Below are 18,555 nucleotides of genomic sequence, written 5' to 3' on the forward strand. Positions count from 1 at the left end.
CGATTACGGAGCCCGCGGCGGACCGCGACTACCGAGGGGCGCCGCTCAACTCGGCGAGCGCGTCCGTCAGCAGCCGGCGCGCCTCGGCCGCCACTCGCTCGAGGTCGGGATGCGGCAGCACGCCGCTCAGCACCTCGGGATCGACGGCCTCGACGAGCGTGCCGGCGCCGGCCGCGCGCACGATCACGTTGCACGGCAACAGCAGTCCCGCGCGGCGGTCGGCGTTCAGGGCGTCGCAGGCCAGCCGCGGGTGACAGGCGCCGAGGATCAGGTAATCCTCGATCGGCTCACCCGCCTTGTCCCGCAGCACCGCCCGCACGTCGATCTCGCTGAGGACACCGAACCCCTGCCGCCGCAACGCTTCCCGCGTGCGCGCGACCACCACGTCGAAGGGTGCGTCGAGACGCGCCACGAGGGCGGGGCTCGGGGCGACGGGGATGCGGATCTCGGTCAGCAGCCGGCGCGGGTCGGTAACCTCCTCGGGCCCGACCAGATACACCTCGGTCGGCGGCCCGACCTGCCGGTAGCCGCCGGCCTCGATCCAGTCCCGCAGGGCCTGATGGGCGGTGGCGAGCCGGTCGTAGCCGCCGCGGTGGCTGGTCCGCGCGATCAGCGATCCGGCCGTGACGACGACCTCGCCGCCGGAATCCGGCCCCAGGTTCGGCGCGGTCTCCACCGGTGCGCCGAGGTCGACGACGATCGCCCGCTCCGGCGGCCAGTCGTCGTGGAAGGTGATGGTCGGGGCGCCGCAGACGGTCAGCCCGGCCTTCCCCGAGATTCGGGTCAGCTCGCGCAGCCCGATGGAGAGATCCTCCCCCAACCGGTCCGGCCGGATGCCCCAGGGCACCCGCAATACCGTCTGCGGGGGCGTCCGGCACACCGACACGTCGTAGGTCATGGAGCGGCTCCTTCGATAGTGCTCCGTCCAGCCTGCATCGGGCGGCCGCGACCGCCGAGAGCCGAAGGTCATGCGGTGCCGGGAAAACCTCCCGGGTTCCGGGCGGGGCAGCTGCATCCGACGCACGCCGACCGTGCCGATCGGATGGCCGACATGGTGAAAGCTCTGTCGTACAGCGCTATCCGCCCCCGGCTCGATGCGACGGATCCGCCGGCCCGGGCGTGCGGCTCCGCCCTCCCGGGATGGGGGCACACGCCCCGGACCGGCAGTCGGCGGACTGCCGCCGTCTCGACTCCGTCCTGAACCGGCCTGCGCCGCGGGCCGTCACCCTGGTGGTCCGCGCAATGCTGTCCGAAATGCCACTTCCGGTTTTAGAGAGTTATAAACTCATTGGGGTATATCGGCATACTGAATTTTCGTAAACGAGACTCTTGTTTGAAGTAGAGCAGCGCTCTACCCTGAGCGCTGGAGAAGCGTTGCCAGGGGCATCGGAACGGACGCGGAGCAGCCCTCCGGAGCCGTTCCCGACCTCGCGGCGTCGAGAAAGGGCTCTCAGTGACCGATACGGGAACCGCTTGGCGCGCAGGCTCTCTGCGTCGCGTGCCGGACGAGGTGGCGAGCCGGTACGAGGCGAGCGGTTGGTGGACGCCCGACACCCTCGGCAGCCTGCTCGACAGGCATCTGGAACTCGCTCGTGGCGAAGGGTTTCACGTCCATTCCGAGGTGCGCCCGTTCGAGGGGTCGCTGCGCGACGTCGAGACGGTCGCGCGGCGGCTGGCGGCGGGGCTGCGGGCCCGCGGCGTCGGGCCGGGCGACGTGGTGGCCTTCCAGCTGCCGAACTGGATGGAGGCGGCGGCGACGTTCTGGGCCTCGGCTTTTCTCGGCGCCGTCGTGGTGCCGATCGTGCACTTCTACGGCGCCAAGGAACTCGCCTTCATCCTCGACAGCGTCGCACCGCGCGTCTTCGTCACCGCCGAGCGGTTCGGCCGGTCGAGCCACGACCCGGCGCTGAGCGCCCGCGTGCCGATCGTCGGCGTCGTGGGTCGTGACTTCGACGCGCTGCTGGCGCCCGAGCCGATGTGCGGCGTCGTCGAAACCGACCCGGCCGCACCGGCTTTGATCGCGTTCACGTCGGGCACCACCCGAGATCCGAAGGGCGTGGTGCACTCGCACCGGTCGCTGGTCTTCGAGACCCGCCAGCTGATCGCGAACTATCCGCCGGGCGACCCGGGCCGCCAGCTGATGGGGCTTCCGGTGGGGCATTTCATCGGCATGCTGGGCGCCTTCCTGATTCCGGTGCTGCGCGGCGGGCCCATCGACATGTGCGACGTCTGGAATCCGGAGCGGGTGCTGGCGCTGATGGACAGCGACGGCGTGGCGGTGGCAGGCGGCCCGCCGTACTTCGTGACCAGCCTGCTCGACCGCCCCGAGTTCACCACCGCTCATCTGCGCTACGTCAGCCAGGTCGGGCTCGGTGGCTCGGCCGTCCCCGCGGCGGTGACGCGGCGGCTGTCGGGCCTCGGCATCGTGGTCACCCGGTCCTACGGCAGCACCGAACATCCCTCCGTCACCGGCTCCGCGCCCGACGCACCGGAGGACAAGCGGTTGTTCACCGACGGCCGGCCGCGTCCCGGCGTGGAGATCCGGCTGACCGGCGACGGCGAAATCCTCAGCCGCGGACCGGATCTGTGCCTGGGCTATACGGATCCGGCGCTGACCGAGCGGGTCTTCGACGCCGACGGCTGGTACCACACCGGCGATATCGGCGTCCTCGACGCCGACGGCTACCTGACGATCACGGATCGCAAGTCCGACATCATCATTCGCGGCGGCGAGAACATCAGCGCGCTGGAGGTCGAGGAGGTGCTGCTCGCCCTGCCCGCGGTGGCCGAGGCCGCGGTGGTGGCCGCACCCGACCCGCGGCTCGGCGAGCATCCGGCGGCGGTCCTGCGGATCCGGCCCGGCCACGCGATGCCGACGACGGACGAGGTGCGGGAGCATTTCCGGCGCGCCGGGATCGCCCGCCAGAAATGGCCCGAACAACTGCACGAGATCGACGACTATCCCCGGACGGCCAGCGGCAAGGTGCAGAAGTACAAGCTTCGCCGAGATATCGCAGGGCACGACGCAATTCCCTTATCGCACTGAGGAACCGAGGCAGCCATGGCCGGGCGAGTAGCGGGCAGGGCCGCATTCGTCACCGGCGTCACCCTCTCGGTAGACGGTGGCAGCTGCCTGAAGTAATGCGAAAGGACGTGGTGCCGTGACGGTTCGGGTGCCGGCCGGGCTGTTCCCGCGGCCGCGGGCCGCACATGGAGAAGAACGACGACGGCATGGACGTCTGGGTCTACGACGGCAAGCGCTACCCGCCTACGCCTTCGCGCCGGCTGCCGACGGCGATATGCGGTCGGTCCAGGACCATCTCTGGCGTTTCTGCCTGACCGCCCTCGGCAATCCGGCCTGATCTTTTCGCTCCGCGGAGCTGAATCCGGCTGCGGCGCTGGGAGTTCTGATGGATCACATCGAGTCCGTGGCGCGCCGGTACGCCGGCGGCGGCAGCTGATCGGCGCGGCACGCAGGCCCGGTTCAGGTCATCGGTCGAGGCGTATCCGGTCGGGACCGGCGAGGGCAGCAGCCCCCACAGGCTCCTCACCCGCAAGGCTGCGGCGCTGGGAATCCTGGCGGCGGCAGGGTGGCGGCGATCGCCACAGCCGGACGACGGACAGTACGACCGCGCACACCAACAGGCCGTTGCGTAACGCCAATACCACCACGCCCGGCCAGCTTCCGGTGGCCACGCGGTCGTAGACGAACGGGAACTCGACTTGGCTCAGCAGTGCTGTCGCCAGGATCAGCCACACCACCGGCCGCTGCGTGGTCCGTGCGTCGAGCGTACAGACGGCGGCCACGCCGACCGCCCACACCACGTATTGCGGGCTCAGTACGCGGCTGGTCACCAGCGCGAGCAGCGCAGCCGCCAGCACCAGATCCGTCGCCGGGGGCTGCTTGCGCCACCACGCCGCCAGCAGCACCACGCCGCCGACGGCAACGGCCGCGACGCAGGCACGGGACACGGCGGGCACCCCCGGACCGATCAGCTCCTCGGCCCCGTAGCGATGTGCGATGGACCAGCCGCCGTTCAGCAGCCGGGCGATCAACAGCGGTGTGGCAGCGGGTGATTCGATCTGCAAGCCACGCTCGGACTGGAACCGCAGAAACGACCACAGGCCCGGGCCCCACGCCGTCAGCCCGGCCGCGGCCACCGCGGCGACTCCGGCGGTCGCCGCACTCACCCGCCACAGCGTTCGGCGGCGCAGTCCGAGCAGAACCACCAGGGGCCACAGCTTCAACAACACACCCGCCGCTGCCGCCGCACCCGCCGCCATCGGCCGCCGCGTCGCCCACAGCAGCGCCGCGACCGCCGCTGCCGCCACGATCAGATCGAACCGCCCGTAACAGACCCGTCCCAGCAGCGCCACGCCGATGACCCACACCCACGGCGCCGTCCGGGCCGTCTCTCGCCCGTCCCGCCGCGCGGCCCGGATCAACATCCACAGCACGCCCGCATCCGCCACCCCGACCAGCCCGAAGAACAACCAGCTATACCCGTGCCCGCCACCGAGCAGCCACGGCACCACGAACAGGGCGGCCGCACCGGGCGGATACTGCCACCGCTCGTCGTGCAGCGGAAAGATGCCGTGCCGCACGATCATTTCGGCCCATTCGCGATACAGCGTCAGGTCCGCGGCCGACGCGTCCCAGATGCTGTGCGGCAGCGCCGTGACCCCGGTGAACACCACGATCAGCGCCCGCGTCACGACCCATACCACCCACAACCCCGACAATGCACGCACAAGGCGGCAGCCTAGAGGGCACGGCCTTCTGGGACAGTGCAAGCGGGTGGCATGCTGTCCGGCATGGCCGATATTCGCCTCGATGTCTCCGAGTCCGTAGCCACCCTCACCCTCGACCGCCCGGCTCAGCTCAACGCGTTCACCACCGCGATGGGATACGAGCTGATCGACGCGTTCGACGCCTGCGATCGCGACGACGAGGTTCGCGCCATCGTGCTCACCGGCGCGGGGCGCGCCTTCTGCGCCGGCGCCGATCTGTCCGAGGGTGCGGAAACCTTTGCGGCGGCGGAGGACGCGACGGAGACGCCCCGGGACGTGGGAGGCGAGGTGGTGCTGCGGATGTTCGAATCCCGCAAGCCCGTCATCGCCGCCGTCAACGGACCGGCCGTCGGGGTGGGCATCACGATGACCCTCGCGGCGGATTTCCGGCTCGCCGTCGAGAACGCGCGCATCGGCTTCGTCTTCAACCGGCGCGGCATCGTCCCCGAATCCTGTTCCAGCTGGTTCCTGCCCCGCCTGGTGCCGATGCAGACGGCCCTGGACTGGGTGTACTCCGGCCGTCTCGTGGAGGCCCGCGAAGCGCTGGACGCCGGGCTGTTCGCCGCGCTGCATCCGGCCGAATCCCTGCTCGACGAGGCGTACGGGATCGCCCGTCGCATCACCGAGCACTCCGCTCCGGTGTCGGTGGCGCTGTCGCGGCAGATGTTGTGGCGCAACCTGGGCGCCGACCATCCGATGATCGCGCACCGCATCGAGTCCCGCGGGATCCACCGGCGCGGCCTGAGCGCCGATGCCCGCGAGGGCGTGGCATCGTTCCTGGAGAAGCGCCCGGCGCGCTTCCCCGACAGCGTCTCCCGCGATCTGCCGGACATCTTCGGTGACGACCTGGCCGTCCCGCCGTTCCGCGCCGACTGAGCCGGGCCGACCGGTAGTCGGCGGGGCGCGGGGACCGACTTCGCGGCCCAGCGATGACTTTTCGGCTCGGGCGGCGTCCTAGGACTCAGGAGGTACTCGCATGACCGGAGTCTTGGACGCGGCGGAGTTACGGCAGGTATGTCTCGACGCGGGAGCCGACGACGTCGGTTTCGCAGCGTTGGATGCGCCGGGGCTGGAGGGTGAGGTCGACTATGTGCGCGAGGCGCTTCCGAGCACCCGCTCGCTGATCGCGGTGTGCGTGCGGGTGGCTCGGGACAATTTCCGCAGCCGGGCCGCCAGCGCCGTGAACACCGAGATCGACACCGCGATACCGGTACTCGACACGATCGGGCACCGGATCAGTATCGCGTTGCAGGATCGCGGTTTTCGCGCGCTGTACCCGTCGGTGACATTCCCGGTGGAAGCGCAGCGGTTGCCGAGCCGCGGGTGGACGGTCTCGCACAAACCGGTGGCGGTGGCGGCGGGCCTGGGGCACCTGGGAATTCATCGCTGCGTGATCCATCCGCGGTTCGGGAGTTTCATCGGGCTCGGCACCATACTGACGGAGGCGCGGATCGCGCCGTATTCCCGGCCGCTGGACTGGAATCCGTGCCTGGGCTGCTACCTGTGTGTGGCCGCGTGCCCCGTGGGCGCCATTCACAACGACGGCAGTTTCGATTTCAACAGCTGCTACACCCACACCTACAACCAGTTCGTGAACAATTTCGCCGACTGGGTCGAGACCATGGCCGACAGCGCCGACTCCGACGACTACGACCGGCGGATCAGCCCGCGCGAAACCACCCTGCAGTCGCGGCGGCAGTATCGCTCGGGGTACTGCGTCGCGGTGTGCCCGGCCGGATCGGACGTGATCGGGCCGTACCTGGCCGACCGCCAGGGCCATCTGCAGGACGTGCTGCGGCCGTTGCAGCGCAAACCCGAGATCGTGTACGTCAGCGCCGGATCCAACGCGGAAGACCATGCGCGGAAACGGTTCCGGGACAAGACGGTGCGCTACGTGGACAGCGGGATCATGCCACCGGACGACATCGACGCCGCGCCGGAGCCGCGAGATGAATGACGCCGAGCGACTGTGGAATCCGCTGCACGTGCCGATCGACCGCACCGGCGGATTGCGGAACCATCCGACGGTCGCGGCGATGCGAGCCGAGCGGCCGACCGGCGAACCCGGCGAACCCGGCGAACTCGACGCCGAATGGCTGCACGGGATATGCCTGGCCGCGGGCGTCGACGACGTGGGATTCGCCGCGCTGGCGACGCCCGGGCTCGAGGGTGAACGGGACTTCGTCCTCGAGGCGCTGCCGGGCACCCGCGCGCTGATCGGTTTCTGCCTGCGGACCAGTCGCGACAATCTGCGTAGCAGGTCGATCAGCGCGGCCAATCGCGACGTCGCCACCACGCAGGAACTGGCGCACGAGGCGGCCCGGCGGATCTGCCTGGAATTGCAGCGCCACGGCGTGCGCGCGCTGTATCCGGCGGCCGGCTTCCCGGCCGAGATACACCGGTTCCCGAATCGGAGCTGGGTGGTGTCGCACAAACTGGTGGCGGTCGCCGCCGGGCTGGGGCAGATGGGCCTGCACCGCAACGTCATTCACCCGCGATTCGGCACGTTCATCGTGCTGGGCACGATCCTGATCGATCGCCCGGTCACCCGCTACGCCCGCCCGGTCGCCGCGAATCCGTGCATCGATTGCGGGTTGTGCGTCACCACCTGCCCGGTCGGAGCCATCCATGCCGACGGCGGATTCGACTTCGACGCCTGCTATACGCACAACAACCATCACGAGCTGTCGAACTTCGCGGGCTGGGTCGAAGAGGTCGTGGACAGTGCGGACGCCGCCGACTACCGCCGCCGGGTGACCCCCGGGGAGACGCTGTCGGTGTGGCAGAGCCTGTCGTTCACGCCGCAGTTCCGCGCCGGATACTGCGTCGCGGTGTGCCCGGCGGGCACGGATGTACTGGGCCGCTACCTCGACGACCCCGACGGTCACGTCCGCGACGTGGTGCAGCCACTGGCGCACAAGCCCGAATACGTCTACGTCGAGGCCGGGTCCGCCCCGGAAGCCCATGTCCGGAAAGACTTTCCGCACAAGACGATTCGACACCCGCGCCGGGTGACGGTACCGGCACCCGAGATCGATCCCGCGCCGGAGAACCATGACCGGCCGCGATGAACTCCGCCGCGATCTGCCGATCTTCGAGATCTACACGGGCGCGGGCGGCGCGCGGGTCGAGATCCATCCGTGGTTCTTCGCCGGCGGCCGCCAGTACCTGGGGATCACCAGGGTGCTGCCGCCGGGGACCGGGCGGGCGCCGGCGCACATCCACACCGGCATCACCCAGTATTCGCTCCTGCTCGCCGGCGCGCAGGCCCGCTACCGGCGCGGCGGGCGCTCCGGCACACTGTCGGCCGAAGACGCCGTGATCGTCCCGCCGGGCACGCCCCATGTCGATCCGTACAACGCCTCCGATCGGCCCATCGTCGTCCGCACCCTCTACTCTCCGGGACCGGTGTGGCTGCTGTCCTTCGGCAGAACCCTCGGCCAGGCGATTCGCGACGGAAATGTCAACGCGCAGCAGGAACTTCGACTGCCGCACCTGTTGCTGATGCTGGCAACCCCGGGCTCGGTGACCTTCGCCGCCACGATCCCGATCCCGGTGCAGCGCCGAATTCTGCTGCCCCTCGCCGCGCGCATCGCAAGAAGGCGGGGTTACGCGCCGGCGGCGGGATTGCGCGACCACATCTTCCGAACACCCTGAGCTGCCCCTGGGTGTGCGGTCACCGCGAGTACGCCGAGAGTGCCGGGAGGGCAGCGCTCGCTGATGCCCATGCGCGGACGGTAAGCCGCCCCGAGCGGGAGAGGCCCATGCGCGATCCGGCCTGAAACTGTGCGCGCACGGTGTTGAGGTGCTCTCCGCTGCCGCATCAAGATTGATGCGTTGTCTTCTCGCGACCACGGTCACCGACCTCGATCACCGGGATCTCCTATGACAATCGCTGCGAATCACCGGCCCATCACCGCGAATGACGGTTGCCAGGATCAGGTTCTGCTCGATCAGTGGTACGCCGTCGGGTTCGTGTCCGATTTCCCGCCCGGCGCGATTCATCGGGTGACCCTGCTCGAACGCGACCTGATCGTATGGCGCAGCAGCGACGGTTCGGCGCACGCATGGGAGGATCTGTGTGTCCACCGTGGTGCGCGGCTGTCCAAGGGCTGGCTCGACAACGACACGGTGATCTGTCCCTACCACGGCTGGCGCTACGACCGTGACGGCGCCTGCGTGCTGATGCCGGCCGCGCCCGACGAGAAGCCGATGCGCAAGGCCCGCGCCTTTCCGTATCCGGTCGAGGAGCGGTACGGGTTCGTCTGGGTGTGTCTGGGTGATCCGGCGGCGGGTGTTCCCGAGTTCCCGCAATGGGACGACGAATCCTTCATGAAAGTGCACAGCGGCCCTTACCATTTCGACGGCGGCGGTTTCCGTGCGGTCGAGAACTTCGTCGACGCCTCCCACTTCCCGTTCGTGCACGCCGGCTTCAACGGTGTACGGGACGCCCCGGACGAGCTCGAGCCCTACACTGTGCAGGAACTGCCCGACGGTAGCTTGAAATCCTCGGAGGTACGGGTCTTCCAGCCCATCGGCGACGCCCGCGGCAAGCCGGTACTGGCTTTCTACACCTACACGGTGTTCGCTCCGCTGGTCAGCTACTTCTCCAAGCGCACCGTGGATGCCGACGCGGAGGGCAACGCCATCGCCGAAACGTCGAACACCTTCACCACGCTGTTCGCCGTGCAGCCCTTGGACGCCACGCATTGTGTTGCCTACGTGTGCGCTGCGCTCAACGCCCTGCCCCGGCCCGAACCCGACGCGGTGCGTGCCCGCGCCGATGTCATCTTCAACCAGGACCGCGAGATCGTGGCAACCCAACGGCCGGAGCGTATTCCGGTGGAACTCCGGCACGAACTGCACCACCGCACCGATCTGATGGGGCAACGGTATCGGAGCTGGTTGCGCGGCAAGGGCATCACCTACGGGGTGATCTGACCGTGGACACCGGCATGACCGTCAGGCTCGTCGCCGTCGAATACGGGGCCAGGGATATCAACCGCTACCGGTTCGCACCGATCGACGGGTCGGCGCTACCGCCGTTCGAACCAGGCGCGCACATCGATGTGCGGATCGCCGCGGCAACGGTTGCGCAGTACTCGCTCATATGGTCGGCCGACGACACCCCGTATTACGAAATCGCGGTGCGCGCCGGAGACCGTGACGACAGTCCCTCCCGGCACCTGCACCAGACCGCTGTCGTCGGCACCGAATATCGTATTTCCGCCCCGCGCAACAACTTCGTACTCACCCGCGACGGCCCGGAGTACCATTTGTTCGCCGGCGGCATCGGTATCACGCCGATCGTATCCATGTACCGGTGGCTCACGGCGGCCGCGACCCCGGTGCGTCTGTGGTACTGGGCGCGGACGAGTGACCGGACTCTGTTCGGGGAGGAACTGAGCGACGCTCCGGGTGCAACGGTTTTCCATACGTCGGCCCGTGCCGCGCCGAGGCCGGCCGATATCGTCACCGAAATCCCGGAGGCCGCACATCTGTACTGCTGCGGGCCACCGGGGATGGTGGACGAGTTCGACAGGCTGACAGCCCTCCGCGATCCGCGTCGCGTCCACCGGGAACGGTTCGTCCCGGCCGTGATCGACGGCACCGCAGCCGGTTTCACCGTCACCTTGCAGAGATCGGGCCGGATACTGACGATTCCGCCCGGTAGATCCGTCCTCGAGGTGTGTCTCGAAGCGGGCGCCGATGCCGCGTACTCGTGCGAGGAGGGCGTCTGCGGTGCGTGCGAGGTCAAAGTGCTCGACGGCGCGGTAGAGCACCGTGACAGCGTCCTCACCCCGGCCGAGCGGGCCGCCGACGACCGCATGATGATCTGCTGCTCCCGCGGTCGCACCAACCTCGTCATCGATCTCTGAGGGCCCGCCTGGTCCCCACCCCTCCGGGCTGGGGTCGGCCCGGCCCTGACGCGGTACATTTCCCGGCCGCGATCGGCTTCGCCAAGGAGTTGCGTGGATTGCATTTCTCGGGTGCCACAGGTGTGCAAACGGCCGAATCCTGGAGGTGGACGGTGGACTATCCCTACACGATCCCTTATCCGCAAATCGGGTCCCTTCTCGGTGAGCACGAGATAAGCGTGCTGACCCAATTGGTGAATTCCGGGGAAAGCTTGTCGGGTGGACGGTGGCGCGCAGAGTTCGAGCGACGTTTCCGTGAACATCTCGGCGTACCGTACGCCCTCTCGCTGACGAGCGGGACGGTCGCGCTGGAGATCGCGATACATCTGCTCGACCTGAACGCCGGCGACGAGGTGATCGCAACGCCGCAGACTTACAAGGCCAGTGTGCAGCCGCTGCTGAACTATCCTGTGCGGGTGCGTTTCTGCGATGTCGAGGCGGACTCGCTGAATATCGACCCGGCCCGAATGGAATCGCTGATCACCGGCCGAACCAGGGCCATCGTGCTCGTGCACTACGGCGGGCTGCCGTGTGAGATGGACACCATCATGGCCATCGCGCGCCGGCACGGCATCACCGTGATCGAGGACTGCGCGCATGCCCTCGGCGCGGAATACCGTGGCCGCAAACCCGGTGCGCTGGCCGATATCGGTTGCTTCAGCTTCCATTCCAGCAAGAACATCACCACCCTGGGGGAAGGGGGCATGATAACCCTCTTCGACCGGAGCCTCGCGGAGCGAGTGGACCGCATCCGCTCCAACGACGCCGACGCGGTCTACCACGAGAAGGTGCGGTCCATCGGACCGAGCACGAGCGCGCACCCGTGGATGATGCATCCCGGTTACGCCTACACTCACGGCTGTACGCGGCTGCGTTACGCCGGGACGAACGCCACACTGGCGGAACCGAACGCGGCGGTCGGCGTCGTGCAGATGGCCAAACTGGACCGGATGGTGCGCAGACGCCACCAGATCGCCGGAGCCTACACCGACGTGCTCTCGCGATACCCCGGGGTTCGGATCCAGCAGCAGTCGGGGCCGATTCGGCACGCCCACCACCTCTACACCTTCTTCGTCGATCCGGCGAGCGGAATGCAGCGCGACCGATTGGTCTCCCGCCTCGACGCACTCGGCGTGCAGATGCAGCTGCGGTACTTTCCGATGCACCTGCTCGCAGAATGGGCGGCCAGGGGACACGGCGTCGAGGAATGCCCGGTCGCCGAGCGCATGTGGTTCCGGCAGCAGGTGAACCTGCCCTGCCATCCCGGTGCCACCGACGCTCAGGTCGAGCAAGTGGTGTCCCGACTGGATACCGTGCTGCGCCAGGAGGTCCGGAGTCGACCGATCGCGGCCGCCACGTCGGGCGACACGGAAGGTGCGGCGCAATGAACGCAGCGGAGCACTACGACATCGCCGTAATCGGCGGCGGCCCGGTGGGACTGGCCTCGGCATGGCGAGCGGCCCGCCGCGGCGCGCGGGTTGCGGTCTTCGAGCAGTTCACCTTCGGCAACGAGCGGTGCGGAACCAGTGGCGCGGAGCGGCACTGGCGGTTGCAGTACACCGAGCCCGACCTGTGCAGGCTGACCGGGGAGGCGCTGCCACTGTGGCGGGACCTGGAGGAGGCGTGCGGACGCCGGTTGGTGCACGCGTTCGGCAGCCTGTGGTTCGGCGATATCGACGTGGCCACCAACGAGGGCAAGATCTCGGCGACCGCCCGCACCATGGACGCGCTGTCGATTCCCTACCGGTGGCTCACTGCGGCCGAGATCGAACGGCGCTACGGATTCGCGCAGCTGCCTCGCCATTTCGAGGGCTTCGTCCAGCCCGACGGCGGCGCGGTCGACGTGCGCGCCACCGTCGAAGGGTTGCTGCGGCTCGCGGATTCGGCGGGTTGCGTACTGCGCGCGGGCGAACCGGTGCTCGGGCTCGAACCCGATCGCGACGGTGTTCGGCTGCGCACCCCGCGCGGGCGAGTGCGCGCCGCGAAGGTGGTGCTGGCCAACGGCCCCTACGCCAACCGGCTGCTGGAGCCGCTCGGCGCCGGACTCGACCTGAACGTGTTCGAGATGGCGCTGGTGACCTTGCGCGGGCGCGAGCACAACGCCCGCTACCCGTTCTGGTACGTCTTCCAGGAACCGACCGAGGAGGACACCAACCTCTTCTACGGCTTCCCGCCCGATATCTGGCAGAACACCGATCGGGTCCGGGTGGGCCCGGTCTTCGAAGTCGACCCGCTCGAGCAGCCCGAACAGGCGCGCGGCGTACCCGACCCGCGGCACGTCGGCAGGGTCTGCGACTGGATCGAACGCCATCTGCCCGCGGTGGATCCGCGACCACTGGCGCGGGAGACCTGCCTGGCCGTGCTGCCCGCCGACCCCGCCCGGCAGTTCTTCCTCGGCACCGCGGCGGAGCGCTTCGACGGTGGCGACAACGTGGTGATCTGCACGGGGGGCTGGGGTTTCAAGTTCGTGCCGCTGCTCGGCGTGGTGTGCGCCCAGTTGTGCCTGGACGGGACGACGACCTACGACGTCGCGCGGCTCGCGCTCCCCGGACCGGACGACATCCCGCCGGCAGACCCTTCGGCGACCGAGCCTCCGCTGTCCCACGCCCGACCCAGGACGCCGTGAACATCGGGCCGTCGCAGCGTCCTCGATCCGAAACGACGCCGCCCAGGAACTGATCTCGACGGCCCGTTCGATATCGTCTGTTACCGGAACGGATTCGGTGTCGGTTCGGACACCGACCGACGGTTGGCTTACAGGTGATCTTGCGCAGCGGACGCACATGCCGATGTGCGCGGAGGGCGAGCCGGTGGGGCGGGGCAGTGGTAGGTTTCGTCCACATTGTGATGAATTACCGACAGATCATGGGGACGGTGGTCGACGTCGCTCGCCATCGGTACCTGGGCCTCAGGCGTTGGAGTGCCGACGTTGCCTCCCGGCGGCTCTCCCGGAGAAGTGACACGAATCCGGTTGCGCGGGTGAGGTTTCCGCAGCTGCCGGTTCGTGAGCTGTGGCCGACCGGTCGTCCCGTGTCCGTGACCGTGCCGCTGGCCGGGCTGATCGCCGGAATCGCGGTGGCGGCCTTCGTCTGGGCGGTTGTCGTGGTATCCCGCTGGGGCACTGAGCCGCTCGTGGTGACCGTTGGGGGTGCGGGCCTCGCCGTCGCTTCGATGGGCATCATGGCGATGGCGCTGGGGTTGCTCCGCGAGGTGGTGCCACGGTCGTCGATCGTTTTCGGTCTTCCGGTCCGCAGGTGCTCGGATTCCGAGCGGGGTGCGGGTGTCCGGGTGAGTCACCCCACTCGGATCGTTCCCCTTGTCTCGACTCTGTTGGGGTTCATCGTGTTCGGGCAAGCGTGCTGGTGGGCGCGATGGATCGGCGTCGGCGAATCCTTCCCGTTCTCCGCGCTCGATCACGACTGGGCGACGGCCGCCTTCGCCGGCTCGGTGGTGCTGCTCGCCGGCCTGGTGCCGGTGCTGCTCGCCGCGCGCTGGCGCATTCATGTCGAGCTGTACCCGTCGGGCATCGTCCGGCGTAATCCGCTGCGGGACTTGCGGGCGAAGGACCGGTTCGTGTCCTGGGACGATATCGCCGGAGTGGACAGCAGAACGCAGTACGTCGCCGCTTACCTGCGCGCGGGCCCCACCATCGTCCTGCGCCTGACCGACTCGGCAGCACCGGTGACCAACCGATTGTTCGACCGGCCCGGTGAGTTCGGCATTCCGGCCTATCTGGCGAGATGCGAGTCCAACCTGCTGCTGGCCCTCGTCGAGTACCTCGTCGAGGAGCCCGCCGCCCGCCGCCTGCTGGCCGCCGAGGGAGTGCAGGAGTGGTTCGGCACACACCACCATTTCCCCGCGCGGCCCACCGTATTCGAACCCGAGCCCGCTGCTCTTCCGCAGTAGGCGGGTCTTCGAAGCGCTCCAGGCCGGTAAGGACCACGCCCCGAGGGGATTTGCCGTCATGCGGGTATCGCGGTGGGCAGGATCGGGGAGTCGCAGTCGAACCGGATGCCGTCGCGCAGGCAGAACTGCGGTGTGAGGAGCCGGTCGGCGGTCACTCTCGTATCCTCGTTGTCGCGCAGTGCGAATGCGCCGCGTTCGTCGTTCAGCACCGTGATGTCCGCGGCCCGGCCGACTTCGATCGCCCCCAGCTCGTGCTCGAGCCCCAGCATCACGGCGGGGTTGGCGGTCACCATCGCAACCACCTGCTCCAGCGAAAGCCCCAGCGCCAGCATCGAACTCATCGCCTGGGTGAGGCTGAACCGCGCCTGGCCCTTGAACGGGTGGTTCTCGTCGTCCGGATGTTCGGCGGGAGTTCCGGCAGGGGAGGGGACCTCCGTGTTGTAGCCGTGCATGTCGGCGCCGAGGGTGTGCGGAACGATGCCGGCCTCGATGGCCTTGGCGGCCAGCCGGTACGAGAAATGGCTGCCGTGCCCGACATCGATCTTCAGGCCGCGATCGAGCGCGGCCCGGATCACCGTGTGCACCTCGCCGTTCCGGTTCACGAATCCACCCGGATGCCGCGTGAACGGGTGGGCGAGGATGTCGCCCTCGTCGAGCAGCGGGATGACCCGCTCCAGGATGGTGTCGGCGTCCTCCCCGTTCGCGCCGGTGTCGGGCAGCTTCCAGAGCTGCCCGAAGTGCACGTACAGCGGCAGCCGCGCCCGGTGCGCGATCTCCGCGGCCAGCTCGATGACCCCGATGCCCCACCGGGCGAAGCCGCCGATCTCGGCGTGCGCCTTGATGCCCCGCACGAGATCCGGATTGGCGACGGCGGCGGCGACCGTCGCGTTCACATCGACCCCCGACGGGCTGTACAGCTGGTCGTAGAGATGCCCCTCGAGGCCGCCGACGAGATAGGCGGACAGGAACGCCAGCACCCGGGTGCGGGCGGGTTCGGCGATGAAGTGCCGGAAACCGGGAAGCGTCATGCACGACGGTCCGCCCTGGTCGACCACGGTGGTCACGCCGGACCGCACGCCGACCATGTCCGGGTTCAGGCCGAATCGTCCGGAGACGTACTGGAAGACATGCGCGTGCGTATCGATCAGCCCCGGAAGTACCAGCCGCCCACCGACATCCGTAACCTCGCGCGCAGCACCGGGCGTGAGAGCCGGCTCGATCGCGGTGATCCGGCCGTCCCGGATGCCGACGTCGAAGAGGCCGTCGATGCCGTTCGCGGGGCTGATTACGCGCCCGCCGCGGAGCATGAGGTCGTACGGTTCGATCGGGGAAGGCATGGTGTCGATCTCCCAACGGGTTGGTGGTGCTCAGGTCGGGTGCAGGTGCCGGGGCAGCGCGGCGGCCGCGGTGCGGGCGGTGCGCACCAGATGGTGGTCGGTGTTGCGGGCACCCACCAGGCACAGACCGGCGGGCAGGCCGTCGGCCGTGCGAATCGGGATGTTCACCGCGGGGAGGCCGGCCGCCGAGGCGAGGCAGGTCAACCGGACGGTGCGGGCGCGTGCGGCGTCGAGTTCCGGTGCGCCGCTGGTCCGCAGCGGTGCGACGGCGGCCGCGGTCGGGAGCAGCAATGCCCGTCCGGCGAGCGCCGCCCGGAGTGCTCTCGCGGCCGAGGCCAGCACTCGGCGCGCGTCCGCGACGGCCGCCTCGTCGAGGGTGGCGCCGTACCGGAACCGTTGCCGCACATCGTCGGAGAGGGAGTCCGGGTGCGCGGTGACCCACGGGCCGTGCGCGGTCCATGCTTCGTGCGCCTGGACGGCCCGGAACGCCTCGTATATCGCGTCCGGGTCGATCGCCGGTTCGAACGATCGTGCGGAAAGAGCCCGGGCCGCAGCGAAAGCCGCGTCGGCGATCTCGGGATCGGCGGAGCGGAGCAACCGGGGATCGACGACGAGATCCTGGGCGCGCGCCGGCGGCGGGATGCGGGGGACGAGGACGTCGGTGGTGGCGATGAGCGTATGCACGTCCCGGGTGACCCAGCCGACGGCATCGAACGACGGTGCCAGCGGCACGACGCCGGTGGTCGGGACCGCACCGTGCGTGGTGCGCAGGCCCCACAGGCACTGATACGCGGCGGGGACCCGGATGGATCCGGCTGTGTCGGTACCCAATCCGATCGCGGCCTCGCCGCGGGCGACCGCGACGGCGGGGCCGCAGGTCGAACCGCCGGGCAGCCGGTCGGGCGCGGCGGGATTGACGGCCGTGCCGTAGGTCCTGTTGATGCCGTTGATGCTGAACGCGAACTCGTCGGTGTGCGCGATCCCGCCGATGTGCGCACCCGCGTCCAGCAGGGCCGAGACGACCGGCGCGTGCGCATCGGCGGGATCGCGGCTCGACCCGAAATCGGAAACACCTGCGCCGGTGGCGAATCCGGCGACCGCGAACAGGTCCTTGACCGCCACGGTCCGGCCGTCGAGCGCGCCGTGTCCGGTCGCCGCCACGAGCGGGGCGCCCACGATTCGCCACACGGCGGGATCGTGCGGGATGTCGGAGGCGGCCGGTGCGCTCATCGTGGCCCCAGGATGCGCCGGGCGAGTTCGCTGTCGCGGGACCGGGCGAAGTCGGCGGTCCGGATCTGCCCGTGCACGCCGGACACCAGGTCGACCGCCTGCGAGATGGTGAAATCCGTTGCCGCACTGAGGTACAGGTAGGCCTGGCGGGGCTCCATCTCGAACAGCGCGTGCAGCAGTTCCACGGCGTTCGCCACGCACAGCTCGAGGCCGCGGTTCAGGTCGGCGTCGAGGCCGGTCGGGATCACGAATCCGCCCGCCGTGGCGAACGGACCGCGCACCGCGGACAATTCGGCGGCGAGCGCGGCGGGGACGACGTCGACGGTCAGCCAGGCGCGCAGCGGCGCCTCGAACGCGGTGAGCGCCACCTCGCCGTTGCCCTGCGCGAAATGCGGATCTCCGACGTACAACAGGGCGCCCGGGGCCTGCACCGGCAGGAACAGGGTGGCGCCCGGGGTCAGGAGCTTGATATCGATGTTGCCGCCGTGCGGTCCGGGCGGGGTGGAGTTGGCGCGTTCCGCGGTGTCGGTGGCCACGCCGATCGTGCCCAGGAACGGCGACAGCGGAAACCTCGCCTGCTCGGAGCCGTTGCGGTGCAGCGGAATCGAGCCGTACCAGCTCCCGCCCTCGTCCACGACGCGGCAGAACCCTCCGTACGCGCCGTCCACGTCCGGCCGCCCGGTCCGCACGCCGCGGCCGTGGCGGGTGGAGATGACACCGTAGGGCGCGCGCATCTGCAACCGGTCGATGCGGACGGCGAGGAGATCTCCGGGCACCGCACCCGCGACGGCCACGGGGCCCGTAATGATATGCGGCCCATCGGTTGCCGGGTTCCTCGTCAAGCGGGTGCAGATCTCGACGGCGTCGGACAGGATGCTGTCGCGGGGCACGCCGTGCCGGCCGAAGTACGCGACCGGGTCCGAACCCTGATCCTCGAGGATGCCCTCGTGGCTCACCGTATCCAAGACGACGGTGTCGCCCGGGCCGACGGTGGCGACCGGCCGCTCGCCGCGCATCGGAAGCCGGCCCCAGAGCACGGTATCGGGGCCGGCGGGTATGTAGGTGGCCTGCCCGCCGGAAGCCAGACCCGGCTGTACGACGGCAAAGCCGTCCGGCATCAGCGCCGAGAGTGTCACCGAGGATTCCTTCCGGGAGTCGGAGCCGGGGAATGGATTGAATGGTCCAACCACTTGATCGCAGATTATTTCGGACCGCACCGGTATGCAACTCCGATCGCCGAACGTAACTTCCGGAAACCTTTCGGAAATGAAATCGGAAAGTTCCGAGGATGCGCGTTCGGGGGCGAACGACGGCGCGGCGGTGTCGCCCCGCGAGGCGCCGCGACCTGCCCGGTATCGATTCGTGCGGTGGGT

The 18,555-nt window shown here is 69.2% G+C and carries 16 protein-coding genes; 11 read left to right on the forward strand and 5 right to left on the reverse strand.

Features of this window, described 5'->3' with window-relative positions; genetic code table 11:
* Nucleotides 1-28: 28 nt before the first annotated feature.
* Nucleotides 29-898 carry a DUF302 domain-containing protein gene (locus D892_RS49785; RefSeq protein WP_024804619.1) on the reverse strand — a complete coding sequence of 290 codons (870 nt, stop codon included), beginning with the start codon at nucleotides 896-898 and terminating at the stop codon, nucleotides 29-31.
* Nucleotides 899-1,489: 591 nt separating this feature from the next.
* On the opposite strand from D892_RS49785, the gene D892_RS0129140 reads away from it, so the two are divergent.
* Both D892_RS0129140 and D892_RS47110 read left to right on the forward strand, forming a co-directional pair.
* Nucleotides 1,490-3,046 carry an AMP-binding protein gene (locus tag D892_RS0129140; RefSeq protein WP_024804620.1) on the forward strand — a complete coding sequence of 519 codons (1,557 nt, stop codon included), beginning with the start codon at nucleotides 1,490-1,492 and terminating at the stop codon, nucleotides 3,044-3,046.
* A 115-nt stretch (nucleotides 3,047-3,161) separates the two neighbouring features.
* Nucleotides 3,162-3,362 (forward strand): hypothetical protein, encoded by a 201-nt coding sequence (locus tag D892_RS47110; RefSeq protein ID WP_156959733.1) that lies wholly within the window; start codon nucleotides 3,162-3,164, stop codon nucleotides 3,360-3,362.
* 127 nt (nucleotides 3,363-3,489) lie between these two features.
* Here the strand turns inward: D892_RS47110 and D892_RS0129145 are convergent, their stop codons facing one another.
* Nucleotides 3,490-4,752 carry a glycosyltransferase 87 family protein gene (locus D892_RS0129145; RefSeq protein ID WP_063629979.1) on the reverse strand — a complete coding sequence of 421 codons (1,263 nt, stop codon included), beginning with the start codon at nucleotides 4,750-4,752 and terminating at the stop codon, nucleotides 3,490-3,492.
* Between the two features lie 63 nt (nucleotides 4,753-4,815).
* On the opposite strand from D892_RS0129145, the gene D892_RS0129150 reads away from it, so the two are divergent.
* The 9 genes from D892_RS0129150 (at nucleotide 4,816) to D892_RS0129190 (ending at nucleotide 14,615) form a co-directional block, all read left to right on the forward strand.
* A complete protein-coding gene (locus D892_RS0129150; protein WP_024804622.1) occupies nucleotides 4,816-5,667 on the forward strand; it encodes a crotonase/enoyl-CoA hydratase family protein in 852 nt (283 codons plus the stop codon).
* 100 nt (nucleotides 5,668-5,767) lie between these two features.
* A complete protein-coding gene (locus D892_RS42400; protein WP_051499197.1) occupies nucleotides 5,768-6,748 on the forward strand; it encodes a 4Fe-4S binding protein in 981 nt (326 codons plus the stop codon).
* Nucleotides 6,741-7,862: a 4Fe-4S binding protein gene (locus D892_RS0129160; protein WP_024804623.1), complete on the forward strand. Its 1,122-nt coding sequence runs from the start codon at nucleotides 6,741-6,743 to the stop codon at nucleotides 7,860-7,862. Before D892_RS42400 ends, D892_RS0129160 begins: the two co-directional genes overlap by 8 nt.
* Nucleotides 7,846-8,448, forward strand: coding sequence for a cupin domain-containing protein (locus tag D892_RS0129165; RefSeq protein ID WP_024804624.1), 603 nt, complete (start codon nucleotides 7,846-7,848; stop codon nucleotides 8,446-8,448). Before D892_RS0129160 ends, D892_RS0129165 begins: the two co-directional genes overlap by 17 nt.
* 228 nt (nucleotides 8,449-8,676) lie before the next feature.
* Nucleotides 8,677-9,732 carry an aromatic ring-hydroxylating dioxygenase subunit alpha gene (locus tag D892_RS0129170; RefSeq protein WP_024804625.1) on the forward strand — a complete coding sequence of 352 codons (1,056 nt, stop codon included), beginning with the start codon at nucleotides 8,677-8,679 and terminating at the stop codon, nucleotides 9,730-9,732.
* 14 nt (nucleotides 9,733-9,746) lie between these two features.
* Complete coding sequence (locus D892_RS0129175) at nucleotides 9,747-10,670, forward strand: PDR/VanB family oxidoreductase (RefSeq protein WP_036570178.1); 924 nt, start codon at nucleotides 9,747-9,749, stop codon at nucleotides 10,668-10,670.
* Nucleotides 10,671-10,822: 152 nt separating this feature from the next.
* Nucleotides 10,823-12,097, forward strand: coding sequence for a DegT/DnrJ/EryC1/StrS family aminotransferase (locus D892_RS0129180; protein ID WP_024804627.1), 1,275 nt, complete (start codon nucleotides 10,823-10,825; stop codon nucleotides 12,095-12,097).
* Nucleotides 12,094-13,335: an FAD-dependent oxidoreductase gene (locus tag D892_RS0129185; RefSeq protein ID WP_024804628.1), complete on the forward strand. Its 1,242-nt coding sequence runs from the start codon at nucleotides 12,094-12,096 to the stop codon at nucleotides 13,333-13,335. The genes D892_RS0129180 and D892_RS0129185 overlap by 4 nt, the downstream gene beginning before the upstream one ends.
* Nucleotides 13,336-13,688: 353 nt before the next feature.
* Nucleotides 13,689-14,615 carry a hypothetical protein gene (locus D892_RS0129190; RefSeq protein ID WP_156959734.1) on the forward strand — a complete coding sequence of 309 codons (927 nt, stop codon included), beginning with the start codon at nucleotides 13,689-13,691 and terminating at the stop codon, nucleotides 14,613-14,615.
* Nucleotides 14,616-14,671: 56 nt separating this feature from the next.
* On the opposite strand, the gene D892_RS0129195 is transcribed toward D892_RS0129190, so the two are convergent.
* The 3 genes from D892_RS0129195 to D892_RS0129205 are packed head-to-tail and all read right to left on the reverse strand — an operon-like array spanning nucleotide 14,672 to nucleotide 18,318.
* Nucleotides 14,672-15,952, reverse strand: coding sequence for an amidohydrolase/deacetylase family metallohydrolase (locus tag D892_RS0129195; protein ID WP_024804630.1), 1,281 nt, complete (start codon nucleotides 15,950-15,952; stop codon nucleotides 14,672-14,674).
* A gap of 30 nt (nucleotides 15,953-15,982) precedes the next feature.
* On the reverse strand, nucleotides 15,983-17,182 hold the full coding sequence (locus D892_RS0129200; RefSeq protein WP_024804631.1) for an amidase family protein: 1,200 nt from the start codon (nucleotides 17,180-17,182) through the stop codon (nucleotides 15,983-15,985).
* On the reverse strand, nucleotides 17,179-18,318 hold the full coding sequence (locus D892_RS0129205; RefSeq protein WP_232236197.1) for an acetamidase/formamidase family protein: 1,140 nt from the start codon (nucleotides 18,316-18,318) through the stop codon (nucleotides 17,179-17,181). Before D892_RS0129205 ends, D892_RS0129200 begins: the two co-directional genes overlap by 4 nt.
* Between the last annotated feature and the right edge of the window lie 237 nt (nucleotides 18,319-18,555).

This window comes from Nocardia sp. BMG51109 (genome assembly GCF_000526215.1).
Lineage (GTDB): Bacteria > Actinomycetota > Actinomycetes > Mycobacteriales > Mycobacteriaceae > Nocardia.